Source organism: Aeromicrobium erythreum (assembly GCF_001509405.1).
Lineage (GTDB): Bacteria > Actinomycetota > Actinomycetes > Propionibacteriales > Nocardioidaceae > Aeromicrobium > Aeromicrobium erythreum.
In genome coordinates, this window is the sequence record NZ_CP011502.1 from 3,151,343 (window position 1) to 3,166,992 (window position 15,650).

A 15,650-nucleotide genomic window follows, 5' to 3' on the forward strand; every position below is an offset into this window, starting at 1 on the left:
CCGGCTCGTCCCGCCGCCCCGCGCCCGAGTCCTGTCCTGCTGCACCACCCCGGGAGACCCATGAGCACCCGCACCCCGACCGCCCCGCAGCCCATCGGCACCGGTGGCGGGAGCAGCCGGATCCGCACCATCGTCGTCTGGTCGGCGGTCGCCCTCGTCGGCGCCGTCTGCTGGGCCGTCCTCGCGCTCTCGCGCGGCGAGGACGTGTCGGCGCTGTGGATCCTGTTCGCCGCCCTGTCGTCGTACGCCATCGCGTACCGCTTCTACTCGCGGTTCATCGCGCGCAAGGTCCTCGAGGTCGACGACACGCGCGCGACCCCGGCCGAGCGCCTGGAGAACGGCGTCGACTACGAGGTGACCGACCGTCGGGTGCTGTTCGGCCACCACTTCGCCGCCATCGCCGGCGCCGGTCCGCTCGTCGGTCCCGTGCTCGCGGCGCAGATGGGCTACCTGCCGGGCACCATCTGGATCATCGTCGGCGTCATCCTCGCCGGCGCCGTCCAGGACATGGTCGTGCTGTTCCTGTCGATGCGCCGCGACGGCAAGAGCCTCGGCCAGATGGTGCGCGACGAGATCGGTGTCGTCGGCGGCACCGCTGCCCTGATCGCCGTCTTCGCGATCATGATCATCATCCTCGCAGTGCTGGCGCTGGTGGTCGTGAACGCGCTCGCGGAGTCGCCGTGGGGCGTCTTCTCGATCGGCCTGACCATCCCCATCGCGCTCTTCATGGGCTTCTACCTGCGCTACCTGCGCCCGGGTCGCGTCCTCGAGACCACCGCCATCGGCGTCGTGCTCCTGCTGCTCGCGATCGTCGGCGGCGGGTACGTCGACCAGCTGGGCCTCGGCGACGCGCTCACGCTGAGCAAGGAGCACCTCGTCATCGCGCTCGTCGTCTACGGGTTCGTCGCGTCGATCCTGCCGGTCTGGATGCTGCTGACGCCGCGCGACTACCTCTCGACGTTCATGAAGATCGGCGTCATCGTGCTGCTGGCCGTCGGCCTGGTCATCGCCGCGCCGACGCTGCAGGCCGACGCGGTCACGAGCTTCGCCGTCGACGGCGACGGTCCGGTGTTCGCGGGCAAGCTGTTCCCGTTCGTCTTCATCACCATCGCCTGCGGTGCGCTGTCGGGCTTCCACGCCCTCATCGCGTCCGGCACGACGCCGAAGATGATCGCCAAGGAGAGCCACGTCCGGATGATCGGGTACGGCGGCATGCTGATGGAGTCGTTCGTGGCCATCAGCGCGCTCATCGCGGCCGTGGTCATCGACCAGGGCCTCTACTACGCGATGAACGCCCCCGCCGGCGCGACCGGCGGCACGCCCGAGGGCGCGGCGGCGTTCGTCAGCCAGCTCGGCTTCACGATCACGCCCGGCGACCTCACCGCCGCCGCGGCGTCGATCGAGGAGTCGACGCTGGTCTCGCGCACGGGCGGCGCTCCGACCCTCGCCTTCGGCCTCTCGCAGGTCTTCCACCAGGCGTTCGGCGGCAACCTGCAGGCCTTCTGGTACCACTTCGCGATCATGTTCGAGGCGCTGTTCATCCTCACCGCCGTCGACGCCGGCACCCGCGTCGGCCGGTTCATGCTGCAGGACACGATCGGCAACGTCTGGACCCGCTTCGGCGACGTCTCGTGGCGGCCCGCCGCGTGGAGCGCGAGCGCCGTCACGGTGGGCGCGTGGGGCTACTTCCTCTACATCGGCATCAGCGACCCCCTCGGCGGCATCAACCAGCTCTTCCCGCTGTTCGGCATCGCCAACCAGCTGCTCGCGGCCATCGCCCTGACGCTGTGCGTGACCCTGCTGCTCAAGCACGGCAAGCTGAGGTGGGTGTGGGTGCCCGGCATCCCGCTCGCGTGGGACCTCGTCGTGACGATGACGGCGAGCTGGCAGAAGGTGTTCAGCGACAACCCCGCCATCGGCTACTTCGCGCAGGCCGACCGGTACCGCGAGGCGCGCGACGCCGGCGACGTGCTGGCGCCGGCGGCCGACCCGGGCCAGATGGACCAGATCATCCGCAACTCCACGACGAACGGCGTCATCCAGGCGGTGTTCGCGCTGCTCGTCATCGTCGTCGTCGCCAACGCCGTGGTGATCTGGGTGCGCGCGGTCCGGGTCGGGTCGCTGCCCACCACCGAGGTGCCTCACACGCCGTCGCAGATCGTCGCGCCGGCCGACTTCGTCGCGACCCGCGAGGAGAAGGAGGCGGTCGCCGCGTGGGAGGCCGAGCGAGGCGAGCTCACCGGCCAGCGGGGTCACCGATGAGCCGCTTCGCGCGCTTTCGTCGCCTCGTCCGGGAGTTCACGGGCGAGGCGGCGTGGGACGACTACCTCGCGGCCTGCGAGCGCGACGGCGTCGAGCCGACGACCCGCCGCGCCTTCGAGCGCCACCGCGCCGACCGGATCGAGCACGCCCCCATGGCGCGCTGCTGCTGACCCGCCCGCACGTGCGCGTTTGCGTGGGGCCCCACGCAAACGCGCAGATCGGGCGCATGTTTGCGGTGGGCGGAGCCTGCTTGCGTGGGGCCCCACGCAAGCAGGCCGGCCGGGCGAGGGTGCGCGACGCGGGACTGCGGCCGACGATGGACGCATGAGCGAGCGCTACCCCGACGAACGCATCGAGACCGGCCGCGTGGTGAAGGCGCCCGCCGACACGATCTTCGCGGTGCTGCGCGACCCGTGGGGGCACGTCGCGATCGACGCCTCCGGCATGCTGCAGTCGGTCGAGGGCGACGTCGTCGCCGCGGTCGGCGACCGGTTCCTCGTGCACATGGACCGTGAGTCCTACGGCGACATCCCCGACCTCAAGGAGTACGACGTCACGGTCGTCATCGAGGAGTACGAGCCCGACCGGCTGATCACCTGGTCGATCATCGGCCGGGTGCGCCCACCGATCGGGCACCGCTGGGGGTACCGACTCGAACCCGTCGACGGCGGCACGCAGGTCACGTCGGTGCTCGACTGGAGCCACGCGCGGGACGACTGGAAGGACCAGTTCCCGATCGTCGACGAGGACGGTCTCAAGGCCACCCTCGGGATCCTGGAGCGGGCGGCGCGGCTCGGGTACGTCCGCGGCTCGTAACCGCGCTGCAACCCGCCTGGGCTTGCGCGCACCCGTCCCTGCCACCACGATCGACGGAACACGCGATCGGGAGGGACCGCATGAGCGACCAGACCACGAGCGCAGCCGGGGGTGCCGGGCAGCAGGAGGAGCTGAAGCGGTCCATCACCGGCCGGCTGCTGTTCTTCTACGTGCTGGGCGACGTGCTCGGCTCCGGCATCTACGCCCTCATCGGCGTCATGGCGTTCACGGTGGGCGGCGCGTTCTGGCTGTCGTTCGTCATCGGCGTCACCGTCGCACTGCTCACCGGCTTCGCCTACGCCGAGCTCATCACCAAGTACCCCCAGGCCGCGGGGGCCGCGCTGTACACGCACAAGGCGTTCGGCAACCGGTTCCTGACCTTCATGGTCACGTTCTGCCTGCTCGCCGCCACCATCGCCGCCGCCGGCACCTTGGCGCGGGTCTTCGGCGGCACCTACTTCCAGTCCTTCGTCGAGGGTGCGTCGGTCACGCTCGTCGCCATCGTCTTCATCGTCGCACTCTCGCTGCTGAACTTCCGCGGCATCACCGAGTCGGTGTGGACCAACATGGTCATGACGCTGATCGAGACGACCGGCCTGCTGATCATCCTCGCGGTCGGCGTGGTCGTCCTGGCCGAGGGCGACGCGAACCTGCAGCAGCCGTTCGAGCTCAACGAGGGCAACCCGACGCTGGTCGTCCTGAGCGGTGTCGCACTGGCGTTCTTCGCGATGACGGGCTTCGAGAACGCCGCGAACATCGCCGAGGAGACGCAGGACCCGAGCCGGACCTTCCCGCGGGCGCTGCTCGGCGGCATGACGCTCGCCGGCATCCTCTACATGGTCATCGCATTCATCGCGTCGATGGTCGCGCCGCTCGACCAGCTCACCGCGAACAAGGGCGAGGACGGCAGCCTGCTGACCGTCGTGCAGAACGGCCCCATCCCCGTGCCCGAGCTCGTGTTCTCCGCGATCGCGCTCGTGGCCGTCACCAACACGACGCTGGTCTCGCTCGTGGCGCAGTCGCGCATCATGTACGGCATGGCGCGCCAGGGCATCGTGCCGCGGATCTTCGCCCGCACCCACGCCACCCGCCGCACCCCGTGGGTCTCGATCGTCTTCACCGCCGCCCTCGTGTGCCTGCTGCTCGCCGTGGCCGACGTCGACCGGCTGGCCACCGTGACCGTCCTGTTCCTCATCGTCGTGTACGGCATGGTCTGTCTCGCGGCGCTCACGCTGCGCGGGACGCCCGTCGAGCACGAGCACTACTCGGCGCCGATCGTCATCCTCGTCGTCGGCGTCGTCGCCAACGTGGCGATCCTGGTGCACACGATGATCGACGACCCCGGCTCGATCCTGTGGTGCGGTGCGATCGTCGCCATCGGCGTCGTGATGTACGGCGTCAACGCCTTCGCGATGCGTCACCAGCCGCACGCCCTCGACCCCACCGACCTGTCCGGCTAGCCTCACCCGCAACGACCCACCCAGGAGAAGCCCATGCACGTGCTCGTCGCCACGGACGGCTCGAAGCAGTCGCTCCAGTCCGCCACGTACCTGCGCCACGTCGTCGACGCCGACAGCGTCACCAAGGTCAGCGTCGTCGCCGTCGTCAGCCCGCTCGCCGCGGTGCCGTTCGCGGCAGAGGGCAGCGCCGACGGCGGTGTCGAGCTGTCGTTCCGTCGCGAGGCCGAGCAGGCCACGCTCAAGGTCGCCGAGGCGCTCGACGGCTGGGGCCCGCCCGTCACCACGCACGTCTACAGCGGCGCGCCGGCGAACGAGATCATCAAGGCGGCCAAGCGGTTCGACTCCGGCCTCATCGTGCTCGCCAGCCAGAGCACCCGCACCCAGGCGGTGCTCATGGGCTCGGTCTCGCACAAGGTCCTGAACCAGGCCACCTGCCCCGTGCTCGTGCACCGTCCGGGCCCCAAGCCGGCGCGGAAGCCGGTGCGCCGGGCCGCGAAGAAGGCCTGACCCTCGCTGAGCCGGGTGGTCGCGCGCGGCTCAGCGCGACCCGGGCCGACGGTGCAGCCACGGCCCGAGCAGCCGGGTGACCCACGGCAGCAGCACGTACGTCATGAGCGGCGTCATGACGCAGACCGTGACGAGCACGCGCAGGGGCAGCCACACGTCGGCCAGGTAGTGCACGCCGATCTCGTTGGTCACCACGCTCAGCGGGAAGAAGACGATGAAGATCGAGATCATCTGCTTCCACCGTGGCGGTGCGACCGGGACCGAGCGCAGGTCCTCCAGGTCGACGCGCGACGGGTCGTCGAACCAGCCCTCGATGCCGGTGCGACGCTCGAGCCGGGTCTCGTCGGCGATGCCCTGGGCGCTGTCGAGCCACCAGCGGCGCTGCCGCGACGACATCCACACGTCGAGGTCGGCGTCGCTCGCGAAGCGGAACAGCATGTGCCACTCCCCCGACGTCGGCGACGTGCGCACCCACCCCGAGCCGAGGAAGCCGTCGAAGCGCTCCGCCAGCTCCGAGCCGGCCCGCAGCCACGCGACCATCTGGTCCTCGTGCGCAGGGTCGACGTGGCGCGTCACCGACACGGTCACGGGGACGGGAGACGGGGCGTGCTCGCTCATGCCCCCCAGACTAGGAAGTCGGTGCCGCCGCCGTCGCGTCCGCCGGTGCCCGCCGCTGGGTGACGATCTCCACACCGGCCCACGCGACGGCCACGACGGCCCAGCCGCCGACGACGTCGAGCAGCCAGTGGTTGCCGGTCCCGACCACGACGAACGCCGTGACGAGGGCGTGCGCCCAGCCCAGGGTGCGCCAGACCCGACCGACCCCGGCCGCGGTGAGGGCGAGCGCGACCCACAGCGCCCAGCCAGCGTGCAGCGACGGGAAGGCCGCGAGCTCGTTGGTCAGGTCGCCCATGCCGCGCGGGGCGGACGCGTCGGACCCCCACCAGCCCGCGGCCGAGTGCAGGGCGAGCACGTCGGTGTAGCCCTCCACGAAGCGCGGCGGGGCCATCGGCACGGTCAGGTAGCAGGCCAGACCGGCCAACGAGGCCACGACGAGCGACGTGCGCGCGCGCCCGTACAGCCAGCGGCGACGCACGAACAACCACACGAGGACGACGGCGGTGACCACGTAGTGCGCCGTGGCGTACCAGTAGCTCGACGCGACCGCCACGAGGTCGTGGTGCACCACCCAGGTGTTCAGGGCCTGCTCGACGTCCAGGTGCCAGGCCTTCTCGAGACCCAGCAGGTCCTTCGCACGGTCGAGAGCGGCGCCGCGGTCGTCGGAGGCGAGCATCCGCGAGGCGCTGTAGCCGACGTAGAGCACGGCGATCAGCGCCACCTCCAGCACCACGGCGCGGACCCCGAGGCGCGTTCGGGTGCCGACAGGAGTGAGGCTCATGGCTTCACTATGGCGTGAACGGCACCGTGTGCACCTCGGGGACGTCACCCATCGGTCACCCGCACGTCACCCTGAGGCCACCCGGGCGACGTCGCCCGGCGCCGTCGGCGCCCGCGACAGCCAGGGTCAGCGACGTCGACGGAACAGGCTCTTCGCCAGCTCTCGCGCGAGCGTGCGCGACGCCTCGCCGACCGCGCGGTCGAGCGTCGAGCGACCCGTGGACGTCGTGCGGGAGCGCGTCCGACGCCGGGGCCCGCGCTCGAGGCGGTCGGCCTCACGGGCCACGCGTCCGGCCTCGGCGGCGGCGTCGCGCGCGGCCCGGTCGGCCTCGGTGCGCGCCTCGGCAGCTCCGCGGGCGGCCTCGACCGCCTCCGTCGCCGACGGCGGGTCGACGCGCGTGCCGTAGCGGGGCAGCAGCGGCGACGCTGCGACGAGTCCCGCGACGACGTCGGCCGGTGCGGGAGCCATCGACCCCTGCGGCGCCCGCAGCCGGGTCCACGCGACGGGGGTGGGGGCACCCCGCTCGTCCATCACCGTGACGACGGCCTCGCCGATCGCCAGCCGGGTGAGCAGCTCGCCCAGGTCGTACCCCGACGTCGGGTACGTCGAGACGGTCGCGCGGAGGGCCTTGGCGTCGTCGGGCGTGTGGGCGCGCAGCTGGTGCTGGACCCGCGACCCGAGCTGGGCGAGCACGTCCGACGGCACGTCCTTCGGCGTCTGCGTGACGAACACGATGCCGACGCCCTTGGAGCGGATGAGCCGCACGGTCTGGGTCACCTGCGCCAGGAAGTCCTTCGACGCGTCGGCGAACAGCAGGTGCGCCTCGTCGAAGAAGAACACGAGGCGCGGCTTCTCGACGTCGCCCACCTCGGGCAGCGTCGCGAACAGCGTGCGCAGCAGGTGCAGGAGGAAGGTCGAGAAGAGCGTCGGCCGGTCCACCACCGACGGCACCTCCAGCAACGACACGACGCCGCGGCCGTCGGGGGCCAGGCGGAGCAGGTCGGCGACGTCGAGCTCGGGCTCGCCGAAGAAGACGTCGGCGCCCTGGTCGGCGAACGCGACGAGCTCGCGCAGGATCACGCCGACGGTGGCCGACGAGAGCCCGCCGAGCTCCTTCAGCTCGGCCTTGCCGTCGCCGACGAGCCAGGTGAGCACCGAGCGCAGGTCGCCGAGGTCGACGAGCCGGTGTCCCTGCTCGCGCGCGTGGTGGAAGACGAGTCCGAGCGACGACTCCTGGGTCTCGTTCAGGCCCAGCACCTTCGCGAGCAGGAGCGGACCGAACGACTCCAGGCTCGCGCGGACCGGCACGCCCGTGCCGAGGCCGCCGAGGGTCAGGAGCTCCGTGGGCGAGCCGAGCGGCTGCCACGTCTGCCCGACGTCGGCGCACCGCTGCGTGAGGCGCTCGCTCGGGGTGCCGGGGACGGCGATGCCGGAGAGGTCGCCCTTCACGTCGGCCGCGAACACGGGCACGCCGTGCGCCGAGACCTGCTCCGCGAGCAGCTGCAGCGTCCGCGTCTTGCCGGTGCCGGTCGCGCCGGCCACCAGCCCGTGCCGGTTGAGCATGCCGAGCGGGATGCGCACGGGCGCCGACGGCACGGCGACGTCGTCGACGACGAGGGCGCCGATCTCCACCACCGGACCGTCGAAGGCGTAGCCCGCACGGACCTCCTCGACCACCGGATCCTGGGGCCCAGAGTGGTCCGGCACAGGATCGGACGGCACCGCCACGCCCGCCTGCTGCTCGGCAGCGGCGGCGCGTGCCAGCTCGTCGGCGCGACGTCGGGCCTCGACGGCTGCCGCCTCCGCCGCAGCGGCAGCCTGCGCGGCCTCCGCGGCGAGGTCGGACGCGCTCGCGTCGCCGTCGGTGGGTCGACCGTCCCCGTCAGCCGTGCTCATGGCGGTCAGGCTACCGCTGCGCGGCGGTCGTGCTGTCTACACTGACGTCGTGATCTTTCGGAGGGTGAGCGACGGTCGGCCGTACCCCGACCACGGACTGTCGCAGCGCGAGTGGGCCGACCTGTCGCCCACGCAGGTGCACCTCTCCGACCTCACGACCACCAAGACGCAGCTCGACCTGGCCAACCTGCTCGACGAGGACTCGACGTACTTCGGCGACCTGTTCGCGCACGTCGTCGCCTGGAACGGCGAGCTGTTCCTCGAGGACGGGCTGCACCGCGCCGTCCGCGCTGCCCTGCAGCAGCGGTCCATGCTGCACGCCCGCGTCCTGACGATCGGAGCCCGTCGATGAACCCCCGCAGCGGAGCCGTCGGCCCCCTCGTCCTGCTCGGCTGTGCACTGCTGCTCGTGCTGGGGCTGTTCGTCGGCTTCCGGCTCGTCACCGCCGAGGCCGACACCGGTGAGGCTGCACCCACCTGCGAACGCCGCGTCGTGGAGAAGGACGACCGTGTGACCAGCAGCCTCGTGAGCGTCGACGTCTACAACGCGAGCAGCCGGGCCGGTCTGGCGAACCGCGTCTCCATCAACCTGCAGCGTCGCGGGTTCCTCGCCGGCCAGATCGGGAACTCCGACAGCAAGGTCAGGCCACGGGTGGCCGCCGTGCTCACGGACGACCCGAAGGACCCGCGCGTCCGGCTCGTCGGTGCGCAGTTCGGCTCCCGCGTGCAGTACGTCGAGCCCGACATCCCGGTCGACGAGGGGTCGGTGACGGTCGTCGTCGGCGACGGGTTCCGCCAGCTCGGGCGCGACGTGCGCGACACCAGCAACGACCGTCGCTTCACGGTCTGCCTGCCCACGGTCCCTGCGGCCTGACCGCACCGGAACAGGCGCGGCGGGTCAGGCAGGGTCGGCCGCGTCCCAGCCGGCGAGCCGTCCGTGGCGGCCGACGTCGAGCAGACGCTGCTCGGTGAGCTCGCGGACGTCGCGCGTGGCCACGACGAGCACGTCGTCGCCCCGCACGAGCCGCGTGGTGCGGTGCGGCACGAACGGCGTGCCGTCGCGCACGACGAGCGACACCGACGCCCCTGTGGGCAGGCGCAGCTCGCCCACCTCGACGCCCGCCAGGCGCGATCCGCGCGGCACGTGGACCTGGAGCAGGTCGGCCGAGACCCGTTCGAGCGGCGCGGCCTCGACCTCGAGGTCGCGCACGTCGTCGCGCAGCACCCCGCACCAGCGCGCCAGGCGCGCGAGTGGCGCGGCCTGCACGAGCGTGTAGACGACGACCGCCACGAAGACGATGTCGAAGAGGTCGCGCGAGCCGGGCACGTCGGCGGCCAGCGGGATCGTGGCGAGGATGATCGGCACGGCACCCCGTAGGCCCGCCCAGCCGACGAACAGCTGCTCGCGCCAGCCGACCCGGAACCAGGTGGCGCAGACCAGGACCGACAGCGGCCGGGCGACGAAGGTCAGCACAGCGCCCGCGACCAGTCCCGTCCACAGGTGCCAGAGCGTGAACTCCGAGGGGCTCGCGAGCAGGCCCAGCATGACGAACAGGCCGATCTGCGCGAGCCAGCCGATGCCCTCCACGAACGAGCGGGTGGCGACGCGGTGCGGGAGCTCGGTGTTGCCGAGCACGAGCGCGCACAGGTACACGGCCGCGAAGCCGCTGGCGTGGCCGAGCACGGCGAGGCCGTACGCGAGCACCGTGAACGCCAGCACGATCAGTGGGTAGAGGCCCGACGCCGGCAGCGCGAGCTGGCGCAGCAGCCTCGCGGCACCGAACCCGACCGCCAGGCCGACGACCGCGCCGACGACGATCTCGAAGACGATCAGCCCGATGAAGGAGAGGGCACCGCCGTCGGCGATCTCACCGGCGCTCAACGCGGTGACGAGCACGACGATCGGCGCGTCGTTGAGCCCCGACTCCGCCTCCAGCACGCCCTTCACCCGGGGTGCGATGGGCACGGCGCGCAGCACGGAGAACACCGCCGCCGCGTCGGTGGGCGTGAGCACGGCGGCGAGCAGGACCGCGATCTCCCACCGCAGGTCGAGCGCGTAGTGGGCCGCGCCGGCGACGACGAGCACGCTGACCACCGACCCGAGGGTCGCGAGCAGCAGGCCGAGGCCGATCGCCGGGCGCACGTGCTCCCACCGGGTCGTCAGACCGCCCTCGGCCAGGATCAGCACGAGTGCGCCGAAGCCGACCGCGAGCGCGAGGTCGGCGTCGTCGAACTGCACACCCAGGCCCTCCTCGCCGAGCACGAGTCCGAGACCGAGGTAGACGAGCAGCGACGGCAGGCCCACGCTGACGGAGAGCCGGACCGCGAGGATCGCCGCGATGAGGACGCCCGAGCCGACCAGGAGGAACACGTCGAGGTCGTGGACGTCCATGCACCGACCTCCCACCCTCGCCGAGACCCGATCCTATCGAGCGTCGACCGTGCATCGACCTGCAGGGACGCACGCCGTGCGGTGGGATGGACGGGTGCACCGTCGTCGATTTCTCTCGCTCGGGGCCGCGGCGGTCGGCACGGCTGCGCTCGCCGCCTGCTCCGGCCCCAGTGCACCCACGTCGGGCGGTGGCAGCATGGGCGACATGGAACGCATCGCCTACGGCTCCGACCCGTCGCAGTTCGCCGAGCTGACCCGTCCGTCGGGAGCCTCACGCGGGGTGGTCGTCGTCATCCACGGCGGGTTCTGGCGCGCGCAGTACGACCTCTCGCTCGGCCGTCCGCTCGCCGCGTCGCTCGCGGAGGAGGGCTGGACCGCCTGGAACCTCGAGTACCGCAGGGTCGGGAACGGTGGCGGGTGGCCGCAGACGCCCGACGACGTCAGCGCGGGCATCGACAAGCTCGCGGAGGTCGACGGCCTCAACCTCTCGCGCGTGGTGACGCTCGGCCACTCGGCCGGCGGCCACCTCGCGGTGTGGGCGGCGGGACGTCAACGCCTGCAGCCGTGGACGGATGCGAAGGTCCCCGTGACGGCCGCGGTCTCCCAGGCGGGCGTGCTCGACCTCGCGGGGGCTGCCTCGTTGGGCGCCGGGGCCGTGGAGGCGTTCCTCGGCCGGCCCGTCGACCAGGTGCCCGACGCCGACCCGACCGGCCAGGTCCCGCTCGACGTGCCGGTGCGCTGCGTCCACGGACGCGACGACTCGACCGTGCCGATCAGCCAGTCGGAGGCCTACGTCGCCGCAGCCACCGACGCCGGTGCCGACGCGACGCTCACGCCCGTCGACGGCGACCACTTCGTCGTCATCGACCCACGGAGCGAGGCGTGGGCGACGACGGTGCGGCTGCTCGCGGACCTGTAGCGACGACGAGCCAGGTCCAGCCCGCGGCGAGCAGGACCATCGAAAGCACGCCCCACGGCCGGTAGACGTGCTCCTGCCAGAACATCACGGAGCCGACCAGCGTGAGCACGGCGCCGGGCAGCGCCCGCACCACGCCGGCGCGGCTCGCGACGCCGACGGCGAGCGCGGTCGCGGCGATGTAGGCGTAGGACCCGATGGCGCCGAGGTCGCCCGCGATGGGGAAGACGATCCCGAGGCCGCCCGCCTCGGCGTCCTTGATGGCTCCCCCGGCGATCCCGGCCAGGATGTCGAGGCTGGTGTAGAAGCAGGCGTACACGTACGCCAGGACACCGACCACGACGCCGACGGCGCGGTCGTGCTGGCGGGCGACGAGCCACGGGCCCAGCGCGAGGAGCGGGAAGACGGGCAGCAGGACGGTGTGCATCATCTGCCAGTGCGCCGCGTCCTCGACGGTCAGCACCGCCGGGTGCGTCAGCCCGAGCGCGGCGGTGAACAGCGGCGGGAGCGCCACGGCGCAGATCGTGAGGTAGCGGGTCATGGCCTCACCGTAGGCACGATCCCCCCTGCCCGCCGACCACCGCCAGTCGAGCAGCGGCACGCGCGACGAAGGAGCGCCGTGGCTGCGTATCGAGACCACCCGGCAACGGCTCAGCGCGAACCGACCCCCAGCGACAGCACAGAGTGGTCTCGATACGCCCGAAGCACGCTCGTCCCTCGCGGCTCCGCGCTACTCGACCAGCGGCAGGTTCCGCTGGTCGAGTAGCAGGGACGAGCTTGCGAGGTCCCTGCATATCGAGACCACCCGGCAACGGCTCAGCGTGGACCAAGCCCCAGCGTCGGCGTGGAGTGGTCTCGATACGTCTCCGTCAGCTCCTTCGTCGCAACGTCGACTACTCGACCAGCGAAATCCACCGCTGGTCGAGTAGCGGCGACGGCGAGCGCCAGCGAGCACGTCGCTGCGTATCGAGACCACCCGGCAACGGCTCAGCGTGGACCAAGCCCCAGCGTCGGCGTGGAGTGGTCTCGATACGTCTCCGTCAGCTCCTTCGTCGCGGCGTCGACTACTCGACCAGCGGAACACTCCGCTGGTCGAGTAGTCCGAGCGAGCTTGCGAGGCTCGGACGTATCGAGACCACCCGGCAACAGCCCAGCGCGGACCAACCCCCAGCGAACGCTTGGGATGGTCTCGATACATCTCCGCCAGCTCCTTCGTCGCGGCGTCGACTACTCGACCAGCGGAACACTCCGCTGGTCGAGTAGTCCGAACGAGCTTGCGAGGCTCGGACGTATCGAGACCACCCGGCAACAGCCCAGCGCGGGCCAACCCCCAGCGAACGCCCAGAGTGGTCTCGACCTCCGCCTGCTCCTTCGTCGCGGCGTCGACTACTCGACCAGCGAAGCCATCCGCTCGGCGGAGGGTCAGGTGGCGTCCTCGACCCAGCCGTGGGTGCGGGTGTGCAGCTCCTCGCAGACGGCGCGGTAGAAGCGCTCGACCTCGGGGCTGGAGAAGTCGGAGGCGCCGGCGAAGGTGTCCGACCTGGCCTGGAACCACAGGGCTGCGCGCAGCAGGGTGATGCCCAGGTCACCACCCAGGTGCTCTCCGCGCTCGACGGCCTCGAACGCGGGCCGGTAGGCGAGCTGCACGATCGTCGCCGTGGACGACGACAGGAAGAAGGCCGCGTCGAAGGTCTGCGCGAAGGCGTGCAGCGCCGCCCAGTCGGCGTCGGGCCCGGGCACGCGCACGCGTCGGGAGACGGCGAGCTGCTTCTTGTGCGGGACGTTGCGGGGTCCGTCGCTCACGAGGCGTCCTCCTCGGTGGCCAGGGCGGCGACGAGCTCGCGGACCGCGCGACCGTAGCCCGCGACACCCTCCCCGACGACGGTGACCGCGGCGACGTCGCTCAGGTAGGAGAAGTGGCGGAACTCCTCGCGGGCGTGCACGTCGGACACGTGCACCTCCGCGAACGGCAGCGCCACGCCGGTGAGGGCGTCGCGCAACGCCACCGACGTGTGCGTGAGCCCACCCGGGTTGATGACGACCCCCGCACAGTCCTCGCGGGCCTCGTGGATCGCGTCGATGAGCACGCCCTCGTGGTTGCTCTGCAGCGCCCGCACCGCGTAGCCGAGCTCGTCGGCGGTCCGCTCGACGAGCGCGACGACGTCGTCGAGCGTCTCGTGCCCGTACACGGCGGGCTCGCGCGTGCCGAGCAGGTTCAGGTTGGGGCCGTTGACCAGCAGCAGCCGGCGCGGGGGCGAGTCGCTCACGGGGTCACGCTACCGACCTCGTGCAGCCGCCCCCACCGACCCGTCACTGCCAGGCGCGCACCCAGTCGACCTGCAGCGTGGCGGGGAAGGTCGTGCCCGACGTCGGCTTGTTGCCGTCGACGCCCAGCATCTGGGTGAGGTTGATCGTGTAGTCCTGGTCGAACGGCCGGCCTTGCTCGACCGAGGTGTCCGACGTGCGGATGGCGTGGTCGAGGCAGACCTGCCCGTCGTACTCGACGCGGATGCGCTCGCGGTCCCACTCCAGCGCGTAGGTGTGCCAGGCGGTCGGGTCGTCGACCATGCAGAAGTAGTTCGTGTAGTCGCGGGTCGACGTCGCGTAGTGGACGGTCGGGATCAGGCGGTCCGGGTACTGGGAGTAGAACTCCGCGATGTCCATCTCGCCGGTGCCGAGGCCGTCGCCCCAGTACTTCAGCGTCTGCGGGAACAGCCAGAGGGCGCTGTGGACGCCGGGGCGGGAGCTCGCGGGCATCTTCGCGCGGATCTCGACCCGTCCCCGGTTCATCGTGTAGTGGCCCCAGGTGGTCACCGACGCCGACGTGTAGGGCGTCGTGACGGTGGAGCCGTTGGCGGTGCAGGTGACGGGCTCGGACTCCTTGCGCGTCGTCAGGCGCAGGGCGCCGCCCTTCACCTCGAGGTTCTGCGGCCGGTCGACCCAGCAGTCCCCGTAGGTCAGGCCGGTGGCCTCGGTGGTCGCCGGGCTCCACCTGCTGCGGTCGAGGGCGTTGCCGGTGAAGTCGTCGGCGAAGGTGCACGTCCACGCCGAGCCGTCGTCCTTGGAGCGGGTCTTCCCGCAGTCGTCGGAGGTCGTCGTCGACTCGGGGGTGGGCGTCGGCTCGGGGGTCGGCGTCGCCGTGGCCTCCGGGGTGGGCGTCGCCGTCGGGGCCGGAGAGGCAGTGGGCTCCGGGCTCGGAGCGGTCGTCGCCTCGGGCGACGGAGTCACCGTCGGCTCGGGCGAGGGGGCGGCAGAGGGCTCCGCCGACGGCGTCACCGTCGGCTCGGGCGTCGCGACGGGCTCCGGGCTGGGCGCGACCGTGGGCTCGGGCGCCGGGGTGGCGGTCGGCGTCGGCGAAGGGGTCGCGGCGGGTGTCGGCTCGGGGGTCGGCTCGGCCGCGGCGGCGGCCTGCTCGGCGCGCGCGGTGGCGATCTTCGCCGCGGCGGCCGAGGCCGTCGCGAAGGCGCGCTGACGGGCCTGCACCAGGGCCCGCTCGCGCGCCTTCGTCGCCGCCCGGGCGCGAGCCCGCTGCGGGGTCGCCGCCTTGACGGTCGCGGTGCCGCGACCCGTCGCGCTGCGCCGCACCGTCGCCTCGCCGCGGTGTCCGTCGACGTGGACCACGCGCGTCGCGGTCTTCGCGACGGTGGCGGTCTTCGTCACGGTCACGCGGTGGCTGCGCGCGGCGTCGGCCTGCGCCACGACCAGCGTCGACGCCGCCAGGGCGACCAGGATCAGCGCGACCACCTTCGCGGTCGTGCTCGACGGACGTGCTGACGTCACCAGTCCCATGGTGTTCTCTCCCTCGGTGAAGGGATGCACGGCCGGCTGCACTGGTGCCCACCTGGCCCTTCGTGGTCTCCCCACCACGAAGGACGGACGCTGGTCCCTATCTCCTCGGGACTTTAGTCCCTATCGAGGTCATCTGCACCCATAAAGTCCTGACTTCTTTCGGGACATCAGTCCCTGCTCACCCGGGGCGACGATGCCGTACGTGCCCGGTAGC

Annotated in this window: 16 protein-coding genes; 8 read left to right on the forward strand and 8 right to left on the reverse strand. The window is 72.0% G+C overall.

Features of this window, described 5'->3' with window-relative positions; genetic code table 11:
• Nucleotides 1-60: 60 nt before the first annotated feature.
• The 5 genes from Aeryth_RS15035 to Aeryth_RS15050 all read left to right on the forward strand — a co-directional run bounded on the left by Aeryth_RS15035 (nucleotide 61) and on the right by Aeryth_RS15050 (nucleotide 5,045).
• Nucleotides 61-2,262 (forward strand): carbon starvation CstA family protein, encoded by a 2,202-nt coding sequence (locus Aeryth_RS15035; protein WP_067860376.1) that lies wholly within the window; start codon nucleotides 61-63, stop codon nucleotides 2,260-2,262.
• Nucleotides 2,259-2,432: a CstA-like transporter-associated (seleno)protein gene (locus tag Aeryth_RS17720; protein ID WP_144433812.1), complete on the forward strand. Its 174-nt coding sequence runs from the start codon at nucleotides 2,259-2,261 to the stop codon at nucleotides 2,430-2,432. Before Aeryth_RS15035 ends, Aeryth_RS17720 begins: the two co-directional genes overlap by 4 nt.
• Before the next feature lie 154 nt (nucleotides 2,433-2,586).
• The gene (locus tag Aeryth_RS15040; RefSeq protein ID WP_067860378.1) at nucleotides 2,587-3,078 is read left to right on the forward strand and encodes an SRPBCC family protein; all 492 of its coding nucleotides are present in this window, start codon (nucleotides 2,587-2,589) and stop codon (nucleotides 3,076-3,078) included.
• Nucleotides 3,079-3,158: 80 nt separating this feature from the next.
• Complete coding sequence (locus Aeryth_RS15045) at nucleotides 3,159-4,538, forward strand: APC family permease (RefSeq protein WP_083516481.1); 1,380 nt, start codon at nucleotides 3,159-3,161, stop codon at nucleotides 4,536-4,538.
• A 33-nt stretch (nucleotides 4,539-4,571) separates the two neighbouring features.
• Entirely contained in the window at nucleotides 4,572-5,045 is a 474-nt protein-coding gene (locus tag Aeryth_RS15050; protein ID WP_067860380.1) for a universal stress protein, read from the forward strand.
• A 30-nt stretch (nucleotides 5,046-5,075) separates the two neighbouring features.
• Here the strand turns inward: Aeryth_RS15050 and Aeryth_RS15055 are convergent, their stop codons facing one another.
• From Aeryth_RS15055 to Aeryth_RS15065, 3 genes are all read right to left on the reverse strand, one after another.
• Nucleotides 5,076-5,663 carry an antibiotic biosynthesis monooxygenase gene (locus tag Aeryth_RS15055; RefSeq protein WP_067860382.1) on the reverse strand — a complete coding sequence of 196 codons (588 nt, stop codon included), beginning with the start codon at nucleotides 5,661-5,663 and terminating at the stop codon, nucleotides 5,076-5,078.
• Between the two features lie 10 nt (nucleotides 5,664-5,673).
• Nucleotides 5,674-6,444: a phosphatase PAP2 family protein gene (locus Aeryth_RS15060; protein ID WP_067860384.1), complete on the reverse strand. Its 771-nt coding sequence runs from the start codon at nucleotides 6,442-6,444 to the stop codon at nucleotides 5,674-5,676.
• Nucleotides 6,445-6,570: 126 nt separating this feature from the next.
• Nucleotides 6,571-8,340: a helicase HerA-like domain-containing protein gene (locus Aeryth_RS15065; protein WP_067860386.1), complete on the reverse strand. Its 1,770-nt coding sequence runs from the start codon at nucleotides 8,338-8,340 to the stop codon at nucleotides 6,571-6,573.
• Between the two features lie 49 nt (nucleotides 8,341-8,389).
• Here Aeryth_RS15065 and Aeryth_RS15070 point away from each other — a divergent pair, with 49 nt between their 5' ends.
• Together Aeryth_RS15070 and Aeryth_RS15075 are read left to right on the forward strand one after the other, a co-directional pair.
• Entirely contained in the window at nucleotides 8,390-8,692 is a 303-nt protein-coding gene (locus tag Aeryth_RS15070; protein WP_067861882.1) for a type II toxin-antitoxin system VapB family antitoxin, read from the forward strand.
• Entirely contained in the window at nucleotides 8,689-9,213 is a 525-nt protein-coding gene (locus Aeryth_RS15075; RefSeq protein ID WP_067860388.1) for a LytR C-terminal domain-containing protein, read from the forward strand. The genes Aeryth_RS15070 and Aeryth_RS15075 overlap by 4 nt, the downstream gene beginning before the upstream one ends.
• A gap of 24 nt (nucleotides 9,214-9,237) precedes the next feature.
• Here Aeryth_RS15075 and Aeryth_RS15080 read toward each other — a convergent pair whose 3' ends face one another.
• The gene (locus Aeryth_RS15080) at nucleotides 9,238-10,731 is read right to left on the reverse strand and encodes a potassium/proton antiporter (RefSeq protein WP_067860390.1); all 1,494 of its coding nucleotides are present in this window, start codon (nucleotides 10,729-10,731) and stop codon (nucleotides 9,238-9,240) included.
• 94 nt (nucleotides 10,732-10,825) lie between these two features.
• Between Aeryth_RS15080 and Aeryth_RS15085 the strand changes: the two genes are divergently transcribed.
• Nucleotides 10,826-11,650, forward strand: coding sequence for an alpha/beta hydrolase family protein (locus tag Aeryth_RS15085; RefSeq protein ID WP_202967677.1), 825 nt, complete (start codon nucleotides 10,826-10,828; stop codon nucleotides 11,648-11,650).
• Here the strand turns inward: Aeryth_RS15085 and Aeryth_RS15090 are convergent.
• The 4 genes from Aeryth_RS15090 to Aeryth_RS15105 form a co-directional block, all read right to left on the reverse strand.
• Nucleotides 11,592-12,188, reverse strand: a complete 597-nt coding sequence (locus Aeryth_RS15090) for a hypothetical protein (RefSeq protein WP_144433813.1) — start codon at nucleotides 12,186-12,188, stop codon at nucleotides 11,592-11,594. The two genes, Aeryth_RS15085 and Aeryth_RS15090, sit on opposite strands and share 59 nt — an antisense overlap.
• 881 nt (nucleotides 12,189-13,069) lie before the next feature.
• Nucleotides 13,070-13,450 carry a hypothetical protein gene (locus Aeryth_RS15095; RefSeq protein WP_067860395.1) on the reverse strand — a complete coding sequence of 127 codons (381 nt, stop codon included), beginning with the start codon at nucleotides 13,448-13,450 and terminating at the stop codon, nucleotides 13,070-13,072.
• Nucleotides 13,447-13,914: a type II 3-dehydroquinate dehydratase gene (aroQ, locus tag Aeryth_RS15100; RefSeq protein WP_067860397.1), complete on the reverse strand. Its 468-nt coding sequence runs from the start codon at nucleotides 13,912-13,914 to the stop codon at nucleotides 13,447-13,449. Before aroQ ends, Aeryth_RS15095 begins: the two co-directional genes overlap by 4 nt.
• A 43-nt stretch (nucleotides 13,915-13,957) precedes the next feature.
• Complete coding sequence (locus Aeryth_RS15105) at nucleotides 13,958-15,427, reverse strand: family 16 glycosylhydrolase (RefSeq protein ID WP_144433814.1); 1,470 nt, start codon at nucleotides 15,425-15,427, stop codon at nucleotides 13,958-13,960.
• Nucleotides 15,428-15,650 lie beyond the last annotated feature (223 nt).